Here is a 20723-nt window from a genome sequence, read left to right as displayed (position 1 = left end):
TGCACCTTGTCGAGCCGGGCCAGCACCGCGGCATCGTATTCCGCGTCGTCGTGGGTGTTGGCGCTGCCGCCCGGGCCGCCCTTGAGCTGCCAGTCGGTCACGAGAGACTTGAAATCGGCGTTGACCGGACGAAAGTCGTCGTAGGCGGCTTCCAGCGTGGCCCGGGCGGCAGCGCCAACACCCACGACGACGCGGAATACGATGCCGCGGTGCTGGCCCGGCTCGACAAGGTGCACGCGCGGGTGCTGCCGATCGTCGAGGCGGCCGCGGCTCAGCTGCCGCGGTTGAGCATCTACTCGGCGAAACTTGTTGCGGCGCTGCGCAAAATCCGCGATGGGGACCCCGCCTGGCTGACCAGGCCGCTCATGGACTCGTATCACACCGTGTGGTTTGAGCTGCACGAGGAGCTGATCTCCGCGGTCGGCCTGACGCGCGAGGAGGCGGCCCGATCCGGCGACGCGCAGTAGGGCTAGAGCGCCTCGTCCAGCAACCGCACGTAGGTGTCGATGTCGGGAACGGCCGTCTCGGCCGCGTGCACGCTGATCGCGATCGTGTCGCCGATGCCATGCACGCCATGTGTCAGGCCCATCGCCGGCGACAGCGCCGGGTAGCCCGCCGTCAGCGCCACCCGGGCGTCACCGAAGGCCAGGTCGGCGGCCCCGCGGTTCACGCTGGACAGCACGGTGTTGCCGGACACCTGCGAAGGGCGGGCGTCGAAGTCGAATTGGGCTACGCCCCAGCGCAATAGCGACGCGGGCACCGCGGCGAAGGCTTGGTCGGCGTGGCGCGTCGCCGGGTGGGCGAAGCGACGCCGTCCGTTGGCAAGCTCCGCGGCGATCCGTTCCTCGCGGGCCTGGACGTCCAGCGCCGGGTACAGGCCAACCGTGACGTTGCCGAAGTGGTTATATGCCCGCGCCGCACCGGGTTTGGCCATCGGCACCTCGGCGCCCAGGGTGTCGGCGGCATCGCCCAGCAGCTGGGACAGGGCCGTCGACACCGCGCTCAGCGCGCCCACCGTGACCGTGGGACCGCGCAATTGCGAACGGTGTCGCACCAGCGTGCGCACCGATCGGGCCGGCCCGGGCCGCGCGTTCGTCGGCAGCGGGGGCCGCGGGCCGGCGCCGGCGGCCTCCACCCCGGAGCGAATGTCGCGGGTCAATTGGCGATGCGCCCGAGCCGCCCGGGCGGCGCGCCACGGCAGGAAGCCGGACCGCAACCGTCGCACGGCGGGCACGAGATCCGCCCGGCCGAACAGCCAGGCCGCCATGGCCGACGCTCGCGCCCCGTCCGCCAGCGCGTGCGCGACCTGCATGACCGCCACGCTCGCCGGGCCGGTGACGCCCGGGATGCCCAGCACGGGGGTGAAGACGTGCAGCCGCCAGGGCATCCGTTGGACGTCCAGCTGATCAGCGGACAGGGCGACGACGGCCGCCAGGCAACTCGCCCACGTCGGGCCGTCGAGGTCGTGGCGCACCACCCGGTCGGCCGTCACGACCGCCGGCACCCACTGCGGGTACCTCAGCCGGCCGCGGTCGCGGACCCGCAGGGCCAGCTCCGGGCAGGCGCGGGCCCGCCCCAACACCTGCTCGACGGCGGCCGAATAGTCCGCGGGTTCGCCGTCGAACGCGTACAGCAGGAACTCGTCGTTGGGGATCTTGGCCGACATCCAGTAGAACTGCGCGTCGACAGCGGCCATCCGCTGCGCGGCCATTCAGCCGGCTGAGCCGATGAACCCGAGCACCAGGTCGGCGACCTTGTCGGGCTGTTCGAGCTGCAGGAAGTGTCCCGCGTGGTCGACGATCGCCACCTCGCTGCCCGGCGGCAACACCTTCTCCGCCCAGCGGGCGAAAGCCGGTGTCATGCAACCGTCGTCGCGGCCGTGCAGGTACAGGCACGGCCACACGGGCTCCGCGGTCCACAGCTCGTTCAATTTGGCATATCGCGCCGGCGGCCGGGTGTTGCGGATCGTGGCGCGGTACGGCCCCAGCGCCGCGCGCCAGCTCTCCGGCGTGCCGATCGCCGCGTCGACGTGGCGCAGGTCCTCGTCGGCGCGATAGCCCGGCGACCACCGCCGCCACAGCAGCGGCAGCACCCAGGACGCGGAACGCTCGGGCAGCCAAGGCAATTGGAAGTACATGATGTACCAGCTGCGCAGCAGTTGACGCGCCAGGTGCCCGGCCAGTCGCCCGCGTTCCGCGGCGCCGCCCCGGCGACGGAACGCCGCCGAGGGTGGCACCGACATGATCACCGCCTTGGTGAACGGGCTGTCGGGCATGGCGGCCAGGCCGGTGGCCGCGATCGCTCCCCAGTCGTGGCCGATCACCACGTCACGGTCGGTGCCCCCCGCTGCCTCGCGCACCCGCAGGGCGTCGTCCATCATCGCCCCGACGTGATAGCTGCCGTCGGCGGCGATCGACGACGGCGCGTACCCGCGCATGAACGGCGCCACCACCCGCCACCCGGCGTCGACGAGCCGCGGGGCGATCTTGCGAAAGCCGTAGGGGGTGTCGGGGAAGCCGTGCAGGCACAACGCGACGGGGGCATCGCGTGGCCCCCAGGTGAGTGCCTTCAGGTCCCCGGCGGGGCTGGGCACGTCGATCCAGCCTGGTTCACCCATATTGACTCCCTGTTCGGCGCGTCCGCACCGACCAACCTAACGCGTGCGGGTCGACGACGCACCGACCGCATGCCCATGGGAGTCAAAGCGACTATGCCGCAGTCGGTTTCGCTACACCTGCGCGGCGGCGCTGTCCAGCTCGGCGATGATGATCTTCCGCATGCCGTACATCGCTTGGGTGGCGGCCGCCGCGCGGGCCCGATCGGGGCCGCCGATCAGCTCGTAGAGCCGGTCGGGGACGATTTGCCAGCTCAGCCCGAAGCGGTCTTTGCACCAACCGCATTGCGATTCCTCGCCGCCATCGGTCAGCCGCTCCCAGTAGTAGTCGACCTCCTCCTGGTCCTTGCAGTGGACGGTGAAGGACACGGCTTCGCTGAACTGGAAGTGCGGGCCGCCGTTGATGCCGATGAACCGGCTGCCGTCCAACACGAAGCTGCCCGACAGGACCGTGCCCGGTTCACCCGGTCCGGCCTCGGTGGTTCGGTTGAACCCCTCGATGTGCGAGTTGGGGAACACCGAGGTGTAGAACTCGGCCGCCTCCTGCAGGTTGTGGTCGAACCATAACGACGGGGTGATCGCTGGCATGGGGTCGTGGCCTCCTTGTCGGCTCTTTCGGTACGTCATGACAGACCCCGCCGGCGGCGAAAAGTCACCGCGCGGTCGACCCTGGAAACGGTCTAGGTAACGTCAGGTCGCATGAGCACCGTCACCAGCACCCCCGAGACGGTCGAGTTTTCCGGGGCCGGTGGGATCACCCTGGTCGCCGACGAGTGGAATCGCGGCACCGACGGTGCGGGACGGCCCAGCGTGCTCATGCTGCACGGCGGCGGCCAGAACCGGCATTCCTGGAAGAACACCGGCCAAGTCCTGGCCGATCAGGGCCTGCACGTCGTGGCGCTGGACAGCCGTGGCCACGGGGACAGCGATCGCGCACCCAACGCCGACTACGACGTGGACACTTTGACCGCCGACGTGTTGAAGGTGATCGGCGCGATCGGCCGGCCGGTGATGATCATCGGGGCGAGCATGGGCGGCCTGACCGGCATCCTCGCCGCTCACCGGGCCGGCCCGGCGAGCGTGACCCGCCTGGTCCTCGTCGACGTGGTGCCCCGCTTCGAGAAGGGCGGCAGCGCGCGCATTCGCGACTTCATGATCAGCGGCCTCGACGGTTTCGACTCTCTCGACGAGGCCGCCGACGCCGTCGCCGCCTACCTGCCGTACCGGGAGAAGCCGCGCAGCCCCGAAGGGCTGAAGAAGAACCTGCGCCTACGCGATGGCCGCTGGTACTGGCACTGGGACCCGGCGTTCATGACCAAACCCGGCGACGATCCCGAGCTCCGGACGGAGAAGTTCGAGCAGGCCGCCAAGAGCCTGTCGATTCCCGTCCTGCTCATCCGCGGGAAGCTGTCCGACGTCGTGAGCCCCGAAGGGGTCCGCCATTTCCTCGCCACCGTGCCCCGCGCGGAGTTCGTCGAGCTGTCCAACGCCGGGCACACGGCGGCCGGCGACGACAACGACGCGTTCAGCGACGCCGTGGTGAAGTTCGTCAAACGGCACTAGTTAGCCGGCTTCTCCGCGTGACCGCCGAACTGCTTGCGCATCGCCGACAGCGCCTTGTTGGCGAAGTCATCGAGTGACCGCGAGGCGAAGCGGGACTGCAACGCGGTCGTCAACACGGGCGACGGCACTCCCTCGTCGATCGCCGCGATGGCGGTCCAGCGGCCCTCCCCTGAGTCGGAGACCCGTCCCGAGAACTCCTTGAGGTCGGGCGATTCGCGCAGCGCGCTCGCGGTCAGGTCCAGCAGCCAGGAGCCGATGACGCTGCCGCGGCGCCACACCTCGGCGACCTCGGGGATGTCGAAATCGTATTGGTAGTACTCCGGATTCGACAGCGGCGCCGTCTCGGCGTCCCCCTGCTCGATGTGCTTGCCGATGTCGGCGTTGCGCAGGATGTTCAACCCCTCGGCGAGCGAGGCCATCATTCCGTACTCGATGCCGTTGTGCACCATCTTCACGAAGTGCCCGGCGCCGGACGGCCCGCAATGCAGGTAACCCTTTTCCGATCGCGCGACCTCACCGGTGCGCCCGGGGGTGCGCGGCGCCGCGTCCACCCCGGGTGCGACGCTCGCGAAGATCGGTTCGGCGTGCAGGAAAGCGTCGTCGTCGCCGCCGATCATCAGGCAGTAGCCGCGTTCCCGGCCCCACACGCCTCCGCTGGTGCCGCAGTCGAGTAGATGAATTCCCTTGTCCGACAGCGTCTTCGCGTGGGTGATGTCGTCGCGGTAGTACGAGTTGCCACCGTCGATCACGATGTCGTCGGCCTCCAGCGTGGTGGCCAACTCGTCGATGACCCCCGTCGTGATGGTCCCCGCCGGCACCATCACCCAGACGACCCGTGGCGCGGTCAGCTTCTCGGCGAGCTCCTGCAGCGACGACACCCCGGTGGTTCGCTCCTCCCCCGACATCGCCTTGACGGCGTCGGGGTTGTGGTCGTAGACCACGCATTCGTGTCCGTCCTTGGCGACCCGGCGGACGATGTTCGCTCCCATCCGGCCGAGGCCGATCATCCCGAGCTGCATCTCTTCTCGATCTCCTTACTGTGACGACGTCTGCTTAGGCAGCCACGGCTCCTGCCAGCTGCGGTGGCCGTGCAGCAACGACTGCGCGGCCTCGGGTCCCCAGGTGCCCTGGTCGTAGTGGTGGATCCGGCCCGGCTTGTCCAGCACCGGCTGCACGATCCGCCAGGTCTCCTCGATCGCGTCTTCCCGGGCGAACAGCTGCCGATCCCCGGTGAGCGCGGCGTACAGGAGTCGTTCGTAGGGGCGCACGGCTTCCCCGAGATCCTCGGCGAACGAGGAGTCCAGGTGCACGTCGTGCCAGCCGTCGCCGACCTGGGCGGACAACTGCAGACGCATGCCCGGATCGGGATCGATGCGCAGCACGATCTGGTTGGGCTCGGGCGGCCGGCGGTTCGGCAGGAACGAGAACCCCGGAACGTGGTGGAGGAACATCCGCACCTCGGTGACCTTCTCCGGCAGCGCCTTTCCCGCACGCAGGAAGATCGGCACGCCTGCCCAGCGCCAGTTGTCGATCTCGGTGCGCAGCGCGATATAGGTCTCGGTCTGCGAATCCTTGGCCACGCCGTCGACGTCGGTGTAGCCGCGGTACTGGCCACGCACGCAACGCTCGGGATCCAGCGCGGGCATCGCCCGGAACACCTCGGCCTTCTTGTCGTTCAGGTCGTCGGCGCTGGGACCGACCGGGGGTTCCATCGCGACCAGCGCGAGCACCTGCAGCAAATGGTTCTGCACGACGTCACGCAGGGCGCCCACCGCGTCGTAGAACTTGCCGCGGTCCTCGATGCCGAAGTCCTCGGCCATGGTGATGTGGATTTCGGAAATGCTGTCGCGGTCCCACACCTTGGCCAGGGCGTTGTTCGCGAAGCGCAGGTACTGCAGTTCCTCGACGGGTTGCTTGCCCAGGAAGTGGTCGACGCGCAGGATCTGGTCCTCGTCGAGCACCGCGCGCAGCCGGGCGTTCAGGTCCCGCGCGGAGGCCAGGTCGTGGCCGAACGGCTTTTCCACCGCGACGCGCGCGCACTCCAGCAGGTCGGCCTTGGCCAGGTTTTCGACGATCGGCGCGAACAAGGACGGCGGCATTTCCAGGTAGTACAGCGGGCGGCAGTCCTTGCCGATCTTCTGGGCGAGCTGGCCGTAGAGCTGTTCGTCGGTGACGTCGCCGTGCAGGTAGGACAGCCGGCCGGCCAGACGGTCGAACACCGCGTCGTCGAACTTCTCACCGGAGGCCTTGATGGCGTCGCGGGCCCGCTCGACGAGTTTCTCGAGCGGGATGTCGTCGCTGGCCACCCCGATGATCGGGATGTCCAACAACTCGCGCGCCTCGAGGCGGTACAGGGCGCGATAGGTCATCTTGCGCGCCAAGTCGCCGGTGATGCCGAAGATCACCAGCTTGTTCGAGGAGCTGTCACCGCCGTCAGCCAAGCCCGCACCCTTCGATAGTCGTTGGCTCTTTGAAGACTCACTACCCGCGGCGGTCGGACCTAACACTAGACACCGCGCCCAGGCCCGACAACCTCACGCCATCGCGGCATTTGGCAGGATGCTTGCGTGGGCGACGCGCTGCATATCACGGTCTACGTACTGGCAGGCCTCGCCGTGATCGAGGGAGTCGGCCTCGCCGTGCTGTCCCGCCTGCTGGTGCGCAGCCGCGAGGAGATCGAGGAGTTGCGGCACCGCACCGACGCTCGCACTCAGCTGCTGTCCGGTGGGCGCGAGGCGGTCAAGCGGGTGTGGAACACCGCCAACCTGTTGCGCAAGGAAGGGTTCGGCGCGGCCGTACGCAGCTCGATCGAGGACCTCGCCGACTGGGCCGAGGTGGAGCGGCCCGACCTGGCCCGGGTCACGCCGGACGGCCGGGTGGTGATCCTGTTCTCCGACATCGAGGAATCCACCGCCCTCAACGAGCGCATCGGCGACCGGGCCTGGGTCAAGCTCATTGCGGCGCACGACAAGCTGGTGTCGGACCTGGTGCAGAAGCGGTCCGGTCACGTGGTGAAGAGCCAGGGCGACGGTTTCATGGTCGCCTTCTCCCGCGCCGACCAAGCGGTGCGATGTGGCGTCGACCTACAGCGCGCACTTCGCAAGGACGCAAAACGCAAGCGGCACGAGGAGATTCGCGTTCGGATCGGCATCCACATGGGTCGCTCAGTACGCCGCGGCGACGACCTGTTCGGCCGCAACGTCGCGATGGCGGCGCGGGTGGCGGCCAAGGCCGCCGGTGGCGAGATCTTGGTGAGTCAACCGGTGCGGGATGCCCTTTCCGACTGCGACGACATTGGCTTCGACGAGGGCCGCGAGGTTGAACTGAAAGGCTTTTCGGGGACCTATTCGCTGTTCGCGGTGGAGGCCCCGCCCGATCCCGATCTGGACTGAAAACCATCCGCTTCGTATTCGGCCAGCCGTTGATGCAGGCGCGACCGGACCTCGTCGGCGGTGTAGGCGCGCCGTTTGCGTTGGTCGCGAACCACCAGCGCGCCGCCGGCGACGACGCCGGCGACGCCGGCCAGCCCAAGCCATTTCCACACACTGCGCATCACCACAGCGTATGCGCCCTGTGATTAACTTTGTGTGCTCTTGCAACCGGACACAGGCATCGACAGGCTCATGACGCTGACCCTCGATGAGGCGCTGAACGAAACTCGCACCGGCGATCTTTGGTTGTTCCGCGGGCGCTCGCGGCCCGACCGCGCGATTCAGACGTTGACCAACGCCCCGGTGAACCACGTCGGCATGACGGTGGCCATCGACGACCTGCCGCCGTTGATCTGGCATGCCGAGTTGGGCGACAAGCTCGTCGACATGTGGACCGGCACCAACCACCGCGGCGTGCAACTCAACGACCTGCAGCAGGCGGTCCTGCAGTGGACCCAGCGATACCAGCAGCGGTGCTGGCTGCGTCAGCTGACGCCGAATCCCACCCGCGACCAGGAGAACAAGCTGCTGCGCGTGATCGCGCGCATGGACGGGACGGCGTTTCCCACCACCGCCCGGCTGACCGGTCGCTGGTTCCGTGGGCGCCTGCCCACCATCAACGACTGGGTGCGCGGAATCCCGTTGGTGGACAGCAAGATTCGAGAGCAGACCCGGCGCCGACGGGAACAGCGCAAGATGAGCCTTTCCACGGCTTATTGCGCGGAGACGGTGGCGATCACCTACGAGGAGATGGGGCTGCTCAACACCGACAAGGACACGAACTGGTTCGACCCGGGCAAGTTCTGGAGCGGTGATGTGCTTCCGCTCGCGCCGGGTTACCGGCTGGGCGACGAAATCGCCGTCACCGTAGGCGAAGTCGGCTAGTCGACCGCCATCTCACTCAGTTCGGACCACCGCGCCGCGTCGATCGTCTGGTTGATGATCTTGGGCGTGGACTTCAGCGCCTGGGGAAGCTCGCGCATCGCCCGCTTGAAGTGGTCGCTGTTGACGTGGACGCCGCCCGCCTCGTCGTCACGGAACGCCTCTACCAAGACGTACTCGGCGGGGTTGTCCAGGCTGCGCGACCACTCGAACCACAGGTTGCCCTCCTCCGCGCGCGTTGCCGCGGTGAAAGAGGCGACGAGATCGGGCCAGCGGTCCGTCCAGTCCGCTTTGGTCTCGAATTTGACGACGATGAAGATCATGGCCGGCCCCCGCCTCGCTCGTCTGGAAGTGTGCCCGCTCGACGCCGCCGAGCAGGCACCAGCATATTCGCAACCGGTCGGGGGCGCCGCCAGCAAAGTGCGCCCCGGGCATCGGAATGGATGCCCGAGGCGCACTATCGGTTTGCTCGCGTGCTAATCGCGAAGCGCTGAAGCACCGCGCAAAGTGGCCTGGCTCACAGTTGCTGTGTATTCGGAGCTATTTCACTTCGCACAACGGCCCGTGCTATTTGCGTGTCCTATACGCGTCTAATAGTCACGCAATAGATTGAGGCCTTCGCGAATTCAATTCGTTAGGGATTCGCAATTCCCGGATCGCCGGGCGGCGGCAATTCCGGCGCCGGCGGAGCCGGGGGCGCGGGGGCCATGGCGTCGACCAGGACCGGCGTAGCATCCGGCGGCGGCGGCGGCGCGTCCGGTGGCGGGGGCGGCGCGTCCGGCGGCGGGGGCAGGACTCCCTCGGTGTCGGGCATGGGCAGGAACATGTGGTGGGTGAAGCCCGCCTGGTAGGCGCCGGCGCCACCGATGTGCACGCCACCGCGCTCACCACTGGCTACCGGGGTCCCATCCGGCAGCGTGGCGGCCGTGTGGCCGCCGTTCCACCCGATCACGAGGGCGTTGGGGGCGGTTCCGTACTGGAAGCCGCGCGCCAACAAAGCCGCCTCCTCATTTCCGGTGTTGAACCGGTTTCCGAAGACCGGCCGGTCGGATGCCGCATTGGCAACCCAGGAAACGAGCCCCGAGCAATCCGTCCCGGCGGGAGAATCTCCGCCCGGAATATAAGGCGTCCCAGAAACCTGATTGATCAATGACATCAATGTTGCAAGTACTACCATGGCCGGGGACGCTAGCAATAGCTGCGAATGTTCGCCAAAAATTGTGGCGTACGTCATTCGCTAAGCGGATAATGGCTTACGCCCCACATTAGCGCAAATGCGCCCGCGCCGCAGATCGCTAGCCAGCAAACTTACCGGTCGGGCTCGTAGCCTCGTTCGGACTCGGCCATCTCACGGTCGATGCTGGCTTGGTCACGCTTCTCGCGGGCCTCCGACCGCTTCGTCTGGTCGTCCTCCCGCCGCATGCGCTCGCGCTCGCGCTCCGCGGCCGTGCCCTCGCGTTCGTCGGCGCGCCGCTCCCGCTCGTCCGCCGCCCGTTCGCGGTCATCGGCGATTCGATCGCGATTATCGGCGACCCGATCGCGCCTGCCGGCCAGCCATTCGCGCCTCTTGAGCTCGACCTCACGCTCTTCGACCGCATCCTCGCGCTCATCGAGCGCGGCGGCCCGGCGTTCGAGCTCGTCGGCCTTGTCAGGGTTATCCCCGGTGACCACGCCTCACTCTAACGCCGCGACGGGAGCCTGCAACTTGTCGGGTTCGACGCGGTTGGCAGTGTTCTCCTGGCCTGCCAAAGGACGCCCGGCACCGTGTCGGCCAGGTCGGGTCTCACCTTCGCGAAAGCACGGATTGACCGATAGAACCGCCAAAATTGTGGAGGGGTAGGGACTTTCGGAACCCACGCCAGCTCCCAGTGGATCCCGTTGATCGGGTCGTCGAAGAACACGGCGTAGTAACCGGGCCAGTATTGCGGGTACTCCTTCGGCTCGTCGGTCACCGGGATGCCTCGATCGCAAAGGAACTCGCGGTGGAAGCGGTCGACTTCTCGCCTGCCGCGGGCCCACAGGGCGACGTGATTGATCCCGACCGCCTGGTCGCGGTGCGTCAGCTTCCCTCCGGAGCGGGCCGGCTGGATGCCGATGTAGCTGTGCGGGTTGGCATTACGCGTCATGTAATACGTCGACTGGTACTCCATGTTCAGAGAGGAGAAGCTGCTGTAGCCGAGCCAGCCGAACAGTGCGTCGTAGAACGCGATCGATTCGTCATAGTCCAGAACCGCGAACTCGACGTGACACACACCCCGCCACCGCATCAGGCCTCCTCCCGCGACCGTTCGACCCCTCCGTCAGACCGGAGTCCAGATCCCGTGGTTCCAGAATCCCCAATTGCCGGCGCCGGTCGGATTCCACATCAGCTTGGCGCCGGGTGCCCACGAGGGTGGCGGTGGTGGCGGCGGCGCCCAGAAGGGCGTCGGTCCCCACGGTCCCGCACCCGCCGGGAAGCTCTGGCCCGCCGGCCCTTGCCAGTCGTGGCACTGATGCCAGTCCCAGTCGTAGACGGTGCCCCAGCTCGGGTCCCATGGACTGCCGGGGCACCAGTGCGAGGTCGGGGCCGCGTGGGCCACGCCGCTCGCCAGCGCAGGGCCGGACAACGCCAACGCGCAGCCCACCAACGTTTCCGCGAACCGCCAGACCCACGGCCGCACTCGTTCCACCATCCCTAGAGCATTTCCCCCAGACCGGAATCCAGGCAAGCCCCAAAGTTTGCCTCGATGCCGCGCACGTATTGTCGGGACATGCCGCTGCGGTACGTGGACCCGCATAAGCGACGGGGCGCGTTGTATCGGGCCAGTGTTCGATTCGGACGTTCGCGCGCGGGGCAGTTCATGGCCCGTCACATCGCGCGCCATACCGATCCGTACCTGTTTCGTCTCACCGGCGGGCGGGTCAACATGGGCGCGATCATCAACGCCCCGCTCGTCACCACGGGCGCCAAGTCCGGCCAGAAGCGCGAAGTGCAACTCACCTACTTCCACGACGGGCCCGACGTCATCCTGCTCGCCTCGAACTTCGGCGGCACCAAACACCCGCAGTGGTACCACAACTTGAAGGCGCATCCGGACTGCGAGTTCGGCGGCCAGCCCTTCACCGCCCAGCCGGTCAAAGATCCCGACGAGTACGCCCGACTGTTCGAACTGGCCAACCGGATCTATTCGGGTTACGCCCATTACCGGGATCAGGCCGCGCCCGCGGGCCGAGACATTCCGATCTTCCGGCTGAAGCCGCGCTAGAAACTCACGCGGCAGCTCCAGCGAGCCGCTAAACCCCGAACTTGGCGCGGGCCTGGTCGGTGACCGGAGTGAACAGATTGACGAGGTTCCCGTCGGGATCGCGGAACAGCAACGCCCGGTTGCCCCAGGGCATGGTGGTCGGCTCGGTGACGACCTCGTCCAATTGGGCGCGCAGGCGCTCATATTCGGCGTCCACGTCGTCGACCATGAACTCGACGATGGCGCTTCGATTCGCCGCGGGCTCGGCGGACCCGGCGCCGAACAGCGGAACGGTCTTGTCGCTACCGATCGCCAGCGTGCCCACCGGCGTGGGAATCTCGGCGAACAGGTCATTGGCCCAGACGGCCTCCGCTTTAGTGACCGACTCGTAGAACGAGACGAGGAGCTTCACGTCGGCGGTGATGATGCGGATGGACACAAGTTTCACGCCGTGCACGCTACGTGCGCCCACCGACAAGTCGCTTGAAACTTCACGGGGGGCGAGACAGGAATCGCAGATGAACGGTGCCGTCGTCGAACACGCTGTGCGCGGCGAGACTCAGATCCTGGCGCACGCCGTCGGGTAGGGCACGTAGGCCTGCGCCCACCATCTTCGGCACCACGAAGAACTGGAACTCGTCGATCAGGCCAGCTCGGATCGCGGCGGCCGCGGTGGTGGGTCCGAAGATCTCGACTATGCCCTCGGCCCGCGCGACGATCCGCTTCAATTCGGCCAAGCGCAGTTCGGGTACCAGACGGACGCGGTCCGAGTCGATCTCCTCGCGCGTCAGCGTCGACGAAACCACCACTTTGTGGATGCACCGCCAGCGCTGGGCGAACTCCCGCTCCGCCGCGCCCCACTCTTCGTCCTCTGAATCGGTCTCCCAGTACTGCATCAGCGCGAAAGTCTTCCGCCCCAACACTTCGGTCGACACCTCAGCCATGCGGTCGACATGGGCGGCGAACACCGGATCACTCGGGGCCGACCACTGGAAGTCGCCGCTGCCGTCGGCAACGTAGCCGTCGAGAGACACCGTCGCGGTGTAACAGAGGGTTCCCACGGTATTAAAGACCTGCGCGATGAGCAGAAGTCATCGAGCCCTAGACATTGAAGCGGAACTCCACCACGTCGCCGTCGGCCATGACGTAGTCCTTGCCCTCCATCCGGACCTTGCCGGCCGCCTTGGCCGCCGCCATGGAGCCCGCGGCGATCAGGTCGTCGTAGGACACGATCTCGGCCTTGATGAAGCCCTTCTCGAAGTCGGTGTGAATCACCCCGGCGGCCTTGGGTGCGGTATCGCCCTGGTGAATCACCCAGGCGCGCGCCTCTTTTGGGCCCGCCGTCAAAAACGTCTGCAGCTTCAGGGTGTGAAAACCCGCGCGCGCCAGCGCATCCAGGCCGCGTTCGGTCTGCCCGATCGACTCGAGCAGTTCGGTCGCCGACTCGTCGTCGAGCTCGTTCAGCTCCGCCTCGATGGCCGCGTCGAGGAACACCGCGTCGGCCGGCGCCACCAGTTCACGCAGCGCGGCGACGCGCGCCGCGTCGGTCAGCACCGCCTCGTCGGCATTGAAGACATACAGAAAAGGCTTGGTGGTCAACAGGTTCAGCTCACGCAGCAGGGAGGCGTCCACCCCGGCGCCGAACAGCGTCTTGCCGCCGTTCAAGGTTTCCTGGGCGGCGGCCGCCGCGTCGTACACCGGCCTGCGCTCCTTGTTGGTGCGAGCCTCCTTCTCCAGCCGCGGCAGCGCGCGCTCCAGGGTCTGCAGGTCGGCCAGGATCAGCTCGGTCTCCACGACCTCGATATCGGAGCGGGGATCCACCTCACCGGCCACATGCGTCACGTCGTCGTCGGAGAACACCCGGACCACCTGGCAGATGGCGTCGCATTCGCGGATGTGGGCCAGGAACTTGTTGCCGAGGCCGGCCCCCTCGGACGCGCCCTTGACCAGGCCGGCGATGTCCACGAACGTCACCGGCGCCGGGACGGTGCGCTGCGACGCGAACAGCTCGGCGAGCTTGTCCAGTCGCGGATCGGGCAGCGGAACGACGCCCTCGTTCGGCTCGATAGTCGCGAACGGGTAGTTGGCCGCCAGCACGTCGTTGCGGGTCAGGGCGTTGAACAGCGTCGACTTACCCACGTTGGGCAGACCCACGATTCCCAGGCTCAGGCTCACAGGGACTCAAGTCTAGGGGTCGGCGGGGGCGCCGCCCCTCCGGCTCCGGGGCATGGCACGCCCGGCATCCCGACGAGGCATTTACGGGCCTTTCGGCCCATTGCCGGTACGGTCTACATGTGTCAGGACAGCGGGCAACGTCGAAGGTGGACGCCTCCCACCGCTCGATTCACCCAGATATCCCAGGTGTGCCGTGGTACGCCGCCCTGCTCCTCGCCGTTACCGCCACCGCCATCGGGTACGGGATTGACGCCGGCCACAAGGAGCTGACCCACGTCTTCGCGGGCTTCTATATAGCCGGCTGCGTGGCGGCGGTGCTCGCGGTGCGCCAGGACGGGTTGTTCACCGCGATCATCCAACCCCCGCTGATCCTGTTCGGCGCGGTGCCCGGCGCCTACTGGTTGTTCCACGACGGCAAGGTCGGCCATGTCAAGGACCTGCTGATCAACTGCGGCTATCCCCTCATCGAGCGCTTCCCGCTGATGCTGGGCACGGCCGGCGTGGTGCTGCTGATCGGGCTGGTCCGGTGGTACTTCGGCATGTCGCAACGGACGACCGCGACGACGAACACCCCCGACGACGCGGAGCCCGCCGAACGCAAGGCCGCATTCGGCGGCATCGTCGCCAAGCTGCGGGCGATGCTGCACCCCGACGAAGACGACGTCGACGCCGACGCCCCCGCGAAGGAGCGTCGCGGCCGCGGTGGCAAGTCCTCCTCGCGGACCCGCCGGACGGCCAACGGCGATCGAACCGCGGCCCGCTCCGCGCGGACCCATTCCCGGCGCACCCGGGAGCCGCTGGACGACACGGGTGAGCCGGGCGAGCGCCGCTCGAAGCGCAGAAGCTCGGCGACCGCCCGGGACTACGACGCCGCCGAGCCGCCCCGCCGGTCGCGGCGCCGACCCCGGCCGGAGGGCGACCAGGACCCGCGCGGCCAATCTCCCCGGGAGGGCCGCCGCGAGCCGCGCACCCGCCGCAGCCCCTACGAGCGGCCCTACAACGACCAGCCCAGGCCGCGGGGCAGCCGTTTCGACGGCGGGGACTTCTACGGCGACTCCTACGACCCGCCGCCCAGCCGTTACGACAGTTACGACCGCTACGAGCCGAGGCGCCGGCGGCCCGCCCCAACCGGCAACAACGGCACCCATCACCCGATCTCTCAGGTCCGCTACCGGGATGCCGGCGCGTCCGACGAGCAGCGCGACCGCTCCCGGACGTATGGCCGGCCGCAGCGGCCCCCGACCGAATGGGAATACGACGGCTGAGCGCCGTGAGGTCAGATAAGTGACCGGATCTCGCGCGGCAGCGCGAACACCAGGGTTTCCTGCGCCGTGGTGACCGGCTGCACCACGTCGTAGCCGCAGTCGGCCAGCCGCTCGAGCACACCGCGCACCAACACCTCGGGCACGGATGCGCCGGAGGTCACGCCCACGGTGGTCACACCCTCCAACCAGGCGGGGTCGATGTCGTCGGCCCAGTCGACCAGGTGGGCGGCCGCGGCGCCGCCGCCCAGCGCCACCTCGACCAGCCGCACCGAGTTCGACGAATTCCGGGACCCGACGACGATCACCAGCTGGCATTCGGGCGCCATGGCCTTGACGGCAACCTGGCGGTTCTGGGTCGCGTAACAAATGTCGTCGCTGGGCGGGTCCTGCAGCTTCGGGAACCGTTGCCGCAGCCGCTCGACGATTTCCATGGTCTCGTCGACCGACAGCGTGGTCTGCGACAACCAGACCACCTTGTTCTCGTCTCGGACCGTCACATTGTCGACGGCCGCGACCCCGTCGACCAGCTGCACGTGGTCGGGCGCCTCGCCGGAGGTCCCGATGACCTCCTCGTGCCCCTCGTGGCCGATCAGCAGGATGTCGTAGTCGTTGCGCGCGAACCGCCTGGCCTCGTTGTGCACCTTGGTCACCAGCGGGCAGGTGGCGTCGATGGTGTGCAGGTTGCGTTCGGCGGCCGCGGCGTACACCGTCGGCGCGACCCCGTGTGCGGAGAACACCACGATGGAGCCCTCGGGCACCTCGTCGGTCTCCTCGACGAACACGGCACCGGCCTTTTCCAGCGTGTTCACCACGTGCCGGTTGTGCACGATCTCGTGACGCACGTACACCGGCGGGCCGTGCTTTTCCAGCGCGCGTTCGACCGTCTCGACGGCCCTATCCACGCCCGCGCAGTAACCACGCGGCTCGGCCAGAAGCACTCGCTTGCGGGCTGGATCGCTGGCTACCGAGCTGGACGCGCCGGGAATTCCCATGTCGACAGTCGGCGGCATGACACCAGGGTACGTTCTGCCGCCGCGGGCTTGCCAACTCGCGCGGGCGGGCTTGGAGTTAGCCGTCGCGTAGGGCAATCTTGGACCCATGGCCACTGCACCGTATGGAGTTCGACTATTGGTCGGCGCGGCGACAGTCGCCGTCGAGGAGACCATGAAGCTGCCGAAAACCATCCTGATGTACCCCATGACCTTAGCCAGTCAGGCGGCCCACCTTGTGATGCGATTTCAGCAGAATCTCGCCGAGTTGGCGATCAAGGGCGACAGCACCCTGGAGAACATCTTCCCGCCCAAGGACGAGCAGCCGGAATGGGCGACGTTCGACGAGGACCTGCCCGACGCCGTCGACGCGCCCGGCCCCGCCGAGAACGGCAACGGCGACGGCGACCGCCGCACCGAGGGACGGTTCGCCTTGTACACGCTCGCGGACGCCGCCTCCGACGCCGCCCCGTTGAAGCAGGGCAGAAAATCTTCGGACGCGCCGTCGGTTCCGCAACCGTCGGTGGTGGCCGAGCTTGACTACGCGACGCTGACGCTGGCGCAGCTGCGGGCCCGCCTGCAATCGCTGAGCGTCGACGAACTCGAAGCCCTGCTGGCCTACGAGCAGGCCACCAAGGCGCGCGCGCCGTTCCAGACGCTGCTCGCCAACAGGATCACCCGCGCGAACGCGAAGTGACCCCGGCCGCACAGTCCGAACCCAACTCCGCCGAGAACCCATTTCCGGTGCGCGCGGTGGCAATTCGAGTCGCGGGCTGGATCGACAAACTCGGCACGGTATGGGTGGAGGGCCAGCTGGCCCAGATCAGCGCGCGCCCCGACTCCAAGACGGTGTTCATGGTGCTGCGCGACCCGGCCGCCGACATGTCGCTGACCGTGACGTGCTCGCGTGACCTGGTGGCCAACGCGCCGGTGAAGCTGGCCGAGGGCACGCAGGTGGTGGTCTGCGGCAAGCCGTCGTTCTACACCGGTCGCGGCACGTTCTCGTTGCGCCTGTCCGAGATTCGCGCCGTCGGCGTGGGCGAGCTGCTGGCACGGATCGATCGGTTGCGCCGGCTGTTGGACGCCGAAGGGCTCTTCGATCCGCGGCTCAAGCGGCCAATCCCGTTCCTGCCCAACATGATCGGCCTCATCACGGGCCGGGCCAGCGCCGCCGAACGCGACGTGACGACGGTGGCCACCGGGCGCTGGCCCGGCGTAAGGTTCGCCGTGCGCAACACCGCGGTCCAGGGGCCCAACGCGGTGGCGCAGATCGTCGAGGCGCTGTACGAACTGGACCGCCATAGCGAGGTCGACGTCATCGTGGTGGCCCGCGGCGGCGGCAGCGTCGAGGACCTGTTGCCGTTTTCCGACGAGACGCTGTGCCGCGCGATCGCGGCCTGCCGCACGCCGGTGGTCAGCGCGGTCGGTCACGAACCCGACAACCCGCTGTGCGACCTGGTGGCCGACCTGCGCGCCGCCACCCCCACCGACGCCGCCAAGAAGGTGGTGCCCGACACCGCCGCCGAGCAGCGCCTGATCGCTGACCTGCGCCGGCGCAGCGCGCAGGCGCTGCGCAGCTGGGTGTCTCGCGAACAACGCGCGCTGGCGCAGATCCGCAGCCGACCGGTGCTCGCCGAGCCGCTGGCGGCCCTGACGGCGCGCGCGGACGAGATTCACCGCGCGCGGTCGGCGATTCGCCGCGACGTCACCCGCCTGACCGCCGCCGAGACCGAGCGCGTCGGCCACCTGAGCGCGCGGCTGGCGACGCTGGGCCCGGCGGCGACACTGGCCCGCGGCTACGCGGTGGTCCAGGCGGTGCCCGACACCGGGGCGCCGGCGGTGCTGCGGTCGGTGAGCGACGCGCCCGCCGGCCGCCGGTTGCGGGTGCGGGTTGCCGACGGCGCGATCGCCGCAGTGAGCGAGGGACGGACCGATGGCGCCTAACGAAGAGGACAAGTCGATTACGCCCATTAGTGAACTCGGTTATGAGGCGTGCCGCGACGAGCTGATCGAAGTGGTGCGCCTGCTGGAACAGGGTGGGCTGGACCTCGATGAGTCGCTGGAGCTCTGGGAAAGGGGCGAACAGCTGGCAAAAAGGTGTGAGGAGCATTTAGCTGGAGCCCGCAAGCGCATCGAGGACGCGCTGGCGGCCGGCCAGGCCGACGAGCCCTGATTTCGGCCACCTCGCACAAGCGCATGGGTGACTTTCTTTCGAATTGGAACACGTTTCAGTTAGGATTCGGCGCATGGCTGATGCATCACTGACCACCGAACTCGGCCGCGTGCTGGTCACCGGCGGCTCCGGGTTCGTCGGCGCCAACCTCGTTAGCACCCTGCTGGACCGCGGCCACCAGGTGCGATCGTTCGACCGCGCGCCCTCCCCGCTGGCCGAGCACCCGCAACTCGAAGTGCTCGAGGGGGACATCACCGACACGACCGTCTGCGCCCGGGCGGTCGACGGCATCGACACGGTCTTCCACACCGCGGCGATCATCGAGCTGATGGGCGGCGCATCGGTGACCGAGGCGTACCGGCAACGCAGCTTCGGCGTCAACGTCGGCGGCACCGAGAACCTGGTGCACGCCGGGCAGGCGGCCGGGGTGAAGCGCTTCGTCTACACGTCCTCCAACAGCGTGGTGATGGGCGGCCAGAACATCCCCGGCGGGGACGAGACGCTGCCCTACACCACCCGGTTCAACGACCTCTACACCGAAACGAAGGTCGTCGCCGAGCGATTCGTCTTGTCGCAGAACGGTGTTGGCGGCATGCTCACCTGCGCGATCCGGCCCAGTGGCATCTGGGGCCGCGGCGATCAGACGATGTTCCGCAAGCTGTTCGAAAGCGTGATCGCCGGGCACGTCAAGGTGCTGATCGGCCGGAAGTCGGCGAAGCTGGACAACTCGTACGTGCACAACCTGATTCACGGTTTCATCCTCGCCGCTCAGCACCTGGTCCCCGGCGGCACCGCGCCCGGCCAGGCCTATTTCATCAACGACGACGACCCGATCAACATGTTCGAGTTCGCCCGGCCCGTGGTCGAGGCCTGCGGCGTGAACTGGCCCCGGGTGCGAATCAACGGCCCGATGGTCCGCGCGGCGATGACCGGTTGGCAGCGGCTGCATTTCCGCTTCGGCATCCCCGCGCCCCTGCTCGAGCCGCTCGCCGTCGAGCGGCTCTATCTGGACAATTACTTCTCGATCGCCAAGGCGCGCCGCGACCTCGGATACGAGCCCCCGTACACCACCGAACGTGCCATGTCGGAATGCCTGCCGTATTACGTCGACATGTTCCAGCGGATGAAGAGCCAGGCGCAGGCGGGCTCGCCCGCGCCGGCCAGCGGGGGGAAGTAGCCCGCCCGCGCGTCGCTGACGAAAACACCGGGCCGGGGCTAAGGTTCCCTCAGCGGCGACGACGCGGAGGGCGGTCCGGTGGACACCGAATTCACGCTCAACCAAAAGCGCGCGCTCGCGGTTCTGACCGCGATCGCCCTGCTCTTCGGCGCGTACTTCTTGCGCGACTACTTCGTGCTGATTGTCGTGGCCGCGGTCGGCGCCTACCTGTTCACGCCGCTGTTCAACTGGTTCGGCCGGCGCATGGGCGCTCCCCTGGCGGTGACCTGCACCCTGTTGTCCGCGCTCGCGGTCGTGATCGTGCCGGTCACGCTCCTGGTGGTCCTAGCGATCGTCCAAATCTCCCGCATGATCGACAGCATCACCGAGTGGGTGAAGACGACGGACCTGAGCGGGCTCGGCGACCGCACCCTGCACGCGGTGAACGAGCTGCTGTCTCGACTTCCCTTCGCGCACATGACCGTAACCTCGGACTCGCTGCGCAAGGCGATGGTCACGGTGGGTCGCAATGTCGGTCAATGGGCCCTGCATTTCTTGCAGGGCGCACTCGGCGGCGTCGCGGGCGCCGTGACGTCGGCCATCATCTTCCTGTACGTGTTCGTCGCGCTGCTGGTGCACCGCGAGCGGATCCGAAAGCTGGTCGCCGACCTCAACCCGCTCGGCGACGAGGTCACGGACCTCTACCTGCGCAAGGCCGGAGCGATGGTGCGCGGCACCGTCAGCGGCCAATTCGTGATAGCGCTGTGTCAGGGTGTCGCGGGCGCCGCGTCCATCTATGTCGCGGGCTTTCACCACGGCTTCTTCATTTTCGCCGTGCTGCTGACGGCGTTGTCGATCATTCCGCTGGGCGGTGGGATCGTGACCATCCCCTTCGGCATCGGAATGATCCTCTACGGCAACATCGTCGGTGGCGCGTTCGTCGTCCTCTGGCACCTCGTCGTCGTGACCAACATCGACAACTTCCTGCGCCCCATCCTGGTTCCGCGCGACGCCCGGCTGAACCCGGCGCTGATGCTGCTGTCGGTGTTCTCGGGCATCGCCATGTTCGGGCCCTGGGGCATCGTCATCGGGCCAGTGTTGATGATCCTGATCGTGACCACCGTCGAGGTGTACCTGGTCGTGTTCAGAGGAGCCGAATTCGACGCCCAGGACGAGCAGCCCGTGCGCCGCAATTGGCTTCGCCGGCGGGCGAATTCGGGCGCCGCGCCGTCAGTCGCCGAGTAGGGCCCG

The 20723-nt window shown here is 67.9% G+C and carries 25 protein-coding genes and 2 pseudogenes; 11 read left to right on the top strand and 16 right to left on the bottom strand.

Features of this window, described 5'->3' with window-relative positions:
- Nucleotides 1-155, bottom strand: a pseudogene (locus tag A5702_RS25760) (MarR family transcriptional regulator); the annotation flags it as partial.
- A gap of 9 nt (nucleotides 156-164) precedes the next feature.
- Between A5702_RS25760 and A5702_RS15170 the strand changes: the two are divergent.
- Nucleotides 165-467 (top strand): annotated as a pseudogene (locus A5702_RS15170) (MarR family transcriptional regulator); the annotation flags it as partial.
- Nucleotides 468-469: 2 nt separating this feature from the next.
- Here A5702_RS15170 and A5702_RS15165 read toward each other — a convergent pair.
- The 3 genes from A5702_RS15165 to A5702_RS15155 form a co-directional block, all read right to left on the bottom strand.
- Nucleotides 470-1711: a WS/DGAT domain-containing protein gene (locus A5702_RS15165; RefSeq protein ID WP_068221688.1), complete on the bottom strand. Its 1242-nt coding sequence runs from the start codon at nucleotides 1709-1711 to the stop codon at nucleotides 470-472.
- Complete coding sequence (locus A5702_RS15160; protein ID WP_068221686.1) at nucleotides 1712-2617, bottom strand: alpha/beta fold hydrolase; 906 nt, start codon at nucleotides 2615-2617, stop codon at nucleotides 1712-1714. It abuts the gene before it with no gap.
- A 111-nt stretch (nucleotides 2618-2728) separates the two neighbouring features.
- Entirely contained in the window at nucleotides 2729-3202 is a 474-nt protein-coding gene (locus A5702_RS15155; protein WP_067817395.1) for a VOC family protein, read from the bottom strand.
- Between the two features lie 111 nt (nucleotides 3203-3313).
- Between A5702_RS15155 and A5702_RS15150 the strand changes: the two genes are divergently transcribed.
- The gene (locus tag A5702_RS15150) at nucleotides 3314-4177 is read left to right on the top strand and encodes an alpha/beta fold hydrolase (protein ID WP_055405588.1); all 864 of its coding nucleotides are present in this window, start codon (nucleotides 3314-3316) and stop codon (nucleotides 4175-4177) included.
- Here the strand turns inward: A5702_RS15150 and gnd are convergent.
- Nucleotides 4174-5196, bottom strand: coding sequence for a phosphogluconate dehydrogenase (NAD(+)-dependent, decarboxylating) (gnd, locus tag A5702_RS15145; protein WP_067817397.1), 1023 nt, complete (start codon nucleotides 5194-5196; stop codon nucleotides 4174-4176). The genes A5702_RS15150 and gnd overlap by 4 nt on opposite strands.
- A gap of 15 nt (nucleotides 5197-5211) precedes the next feature.
- Nucleotides 5212-6618 carry a glucose-6-phosphate dehydrogenase gene (locus tag A5702_RS15140; protein ID WP_067817400.1) on the bottom strand — a complete coding sequence of 469 codons (1407 nt, stop codon included), beginning with the start codon at nucleotides 6616-6618 and terminating at the stop codon, nucleotides 5212-5214.
- A gap of 126 nt (nucleotides 6619-6744) precedes the next feature.
- Here A5702_RS15140 and A5702_RS15135 point away from each other — a divergent pair, with 126 nt between their 5' ends.
- The gene (locus A5702_RS15135; RefSeq protein ID WP_068221684.1) at nucleotides 6745-7569 is read left to right on the top strand and encodes an adenylate/guanylate cyclase domain-containing protein; all 825 of its coding nucleotides are present in this window, start codon (nucleotides 6745-6747) and stop codon (nucleotides 7567-7569) included.
- On the opposite strand, the gene A5702_RS15130 is transcribed toward A5702_RS15135, so the two are convergent.
- A complete protein-coding gene (locus tag A5702_RS15130; RefSeq protein WP_055405643.1) occupies nucleotides 7521-7730 on the bottom strand; it encodes a hypothetical protein in 210 nt (69 codons plus the stop codon). The two genes, A5702_RS15135 and A5702_RS15130, sit on opposite strands and share 49 nt — an antisense overlap.
- Nucleotides 7731-7800: 70 nt before the next feature.
- On the opposite strand from A5702_RS15130, the gene A5702_RS15125 reads away from it, so the two are divergent.
- Nucleotides 7801-8493, top strand: a complete 693-nt coding sequence (locus tag A5702_RS15125) for a guanylate cyclase (RefSeq protein WP_068221682.1) — start codon at nucleotides 7801-7803, stop codon at nucleotides 8491-8493.
- Here the strand turns inward: A5702_RS15125 and A5702_RS15120 are convergent.
- From A5702_RS15120 to A5702_RS25755, 5 genes are all read right to left on the bottom strand, one after another.
- Complete coding sequence (locus A5702_RS15120; RefSeq protein WP_068221680.1) at nucleotides 8490-8813, bottom strand: putative quinol monooxygenase; 324 nt, start codon at nucleotides 8811-8813, stop codon at nucleotides 8490-8492. The two genes, A5702_RS15125 and A5702_RS15120, sit on opposite strands and share 4 nt — an antisense overlap.
- Nucleotides 8814-9124: 311 nt before the next feature.
- On the bottom strand, nucleotides 9125-9667 hold the full coding sequence (locus A5702_RS15115) for a peptidoglycan endopeptidase (RefSeq protein ID WP_197506572.1): 543 nt from the start codon (nucleotides 9665-9667) through the stop codon (nucleotides 9125-9127).
- Nucleotides 9668-9798: 131 nt separating this feature from the next.
- Nucleotides 9799-10161, bottom strand: a complete 363-nt coding sequence (locus A5702_RS15110) for a hypothetical protein (RefSeq protein WP_068221676.1) — start codon at nucleotides 10159-10161, stop codon at nucleotides 9799-9801.
- 8 nt (nucleotides 10162-10169) lie between these two features.
- A complete protein-coding gene (locus A5702_RS15105; protein WP_068221674.1) occupies nucleotides 10170-10757 on the bottom strand; it encodes a VOC family protein in 588 nt (195 codons plus the stop codon).
- A 33-nt stretch (nucleotides 10758-10790) separates the two neighbouring features.
- Nucleotides 10791-11162, bottom strand: a complete 372-nt coding sequence (locus A5702_RS25755) for a hypothetical protein (protein ID WP_082956078.1) — start codon at nucleotides 11160-11162, stop codon at nucleotides 10791-10793.
- A gap of 78 nt (nucleotides 11163-11240) precedes the next feature.
- On the opposite strand from A5702_RS25755, the gene A5702_RS15100 reads away from it, so the two are divergent.
- On the top strand, nucleotides 11241-11735 hold the full coding sequence (locus A5702_RS15100) for a nitroreductase family deazaflavin-dependent oxidoreductase (protein ID WP_068221672.1): 495 nt from the start codon (nucleotides 11241-11243) through the stop codon (nucleotides 11733-11735).
- Nucleotides 11736-11763: 28 nt separating this feature from the next.
- On the opposite strand, the gene A5702_RS15095 is transcribed toward A5702_RS15100, so the two are convergent.
- Genes A5702_RS15095 through ychF form a run of 3 tightly spaced genes read right to left on the bottom strand, consistent with a single transcriptional unit; the run spans nucleotide 11764 to nucleotide 13889 of the window.
- Entirely contained in the window at nucleotides 11764-12162 is a 399-nt protein-coding gene (locus A5702_RS15095; protein ID WP_068221670.1) for a VOC family protein, read from the bottom strand.
- A gap of 43 nt (nucleotides 12163-12205) precedes the next feature.
- Nucleotides 12206-12775 (bottom strand): dihydrofolate reductase family protein, encoded by a 570-nt coding sequence (locus tag A5702_RS15090; protein ID WP_068221668.1) that lies wholly within the window; start codon nucleotides 12773-12775, stop codon nucleotides 12206-12208.
- Nucleotides 12776-12815: 40 nt separating this feature from the next.
- Nucleotides 12816-13889: a redox-regulated ATPase YchF gene (gene ychF / locus A5702_RS15085; RefSeq protein WP_068221666.1), complete on the bottom strand. Its 1074-nt coding sequence runs from the start codon at nucleotides 13887-13889 to the stop codon at nucleotides 12816-12818.
- Nucleotides 13890-14008: 119 nt separating this feature from the next.
- Here ychF and A5702_RS15080 point away from each other — a divergent pair, with 119 nt between their 5' ends.
- Nucleotides 14009-15154 (top strand): DUF6542 domain-containing protein, encoded by a 1146-nt coding sequence (locus tag A5702_RS15080; protein ID WP_197506571.1) that lies wholly within the window; start codon nucleotides 14009-14011, stop codon nucleotides 15152-15154.
- An 11-nt stretch (nucleotides 15155-15165) separates the two neighbouring features.
- On the opposite strand, the gene A5702_RS15075 is transcribed toward A5702_RS15080, so the two are convergent.
- On the bottom strand, nucleotides 15166-16164 hold the full coding sequence (locus A5702_RS15075; protein ID WP_055405114.1) for a 4-hydroxy-3-methylbut-2-enyl diphosphate reductase: 999 nt from the start codon (nucleotides 16162-16164) through the stop codon (nucleotides 15166-15168).
- Nucleotides 16165-16252: 88 nt separating this feature from the next.
- Here A5702_RS15075 and A5702_RS15070 point away from each other — a divergent pair, with 88 nt between their 5' ends.
- The 5 genes from A5702_RS15070 (at nucleotide 16253) to A5702_RS15050 (ending at nucleotide 20717) form a co-directional block, all read left to right on the top strand.
- Nucleotides 16253-16840, top strand: a complete 588-nt coding sequence (locus tag A5702_RS15070) for a lipid droplet-associated protein (protein WP_055405113.1) — start codon at nucleotides 16253-16255, stop codon at nucleotides 16838-16840.
- Entirely contained in the window at nucleotides 16837-18087 is a 1251-nt protein-coding gene (xseA, locus tag A5702_RS15065) for an exodeoxyribonuclease VII large subunit (protein ID WP_068221662.1), read from the top strand. Before A5702_RS15070 ends, xseA begins: the two co-directional genes overlap by 4 nt.
- Nucleotides 18077-18316, top strand: coding sequence for an exodeoxyribonuclease VII small subunit (locus tag A5702_RS15060; RefSeq protein WP_068221660.1), 240 nt, complete (start codon nucleotides 18077-18079; stop codon nucleotides 18314-18316). The genes xseA and A5702_RS15060 overlap by 11 nt, the downstream gene beginning before the upstream one ends.
- A 73-nt stretch (nucleotides 18317-18389) precedes the next feature.
- Nucleotides 18390-19493: an NAD-dependent epimerase/dehydratase family protein gene (locus A5702_RS15055; RefSeq protein ID WP_068221658.1), complete on the top strand. Its 1104-nt coding sequence runs from the start codon at nucleotides 18390-18392 to the stop codon at nucleotides 19491-19493.
- A 78-nt stretch (nucleotides 19494-19571) separates the two neighbouring features.
- On the top strand, nucleotides 19572-20717 hold the full coding sequence (locus A5702_RS15050; protein WP_068221656.1) for an AI-2E family transporter: 1146 nt from the start codon (nucleotides 19572-19574) through the stop codon (nucleotides 20715-20717).
- The last annotated feature ends 6 nt before the right edge of the window (nucleotides 20718-20723 follow it).

This window comes from Mycobacterium sp. E3339 (assembly GCF_001666915.1).
In the GTDB taxonomy this organism is placed as follows: Bacteria; Actinomycetota; Actinomycetes; order Mycobacteriales; family Mycobacteriaceae; genus Mycobacterium.
This window is presented reverse-complemented; position numbering and strand designations above follow the sequence as displayed.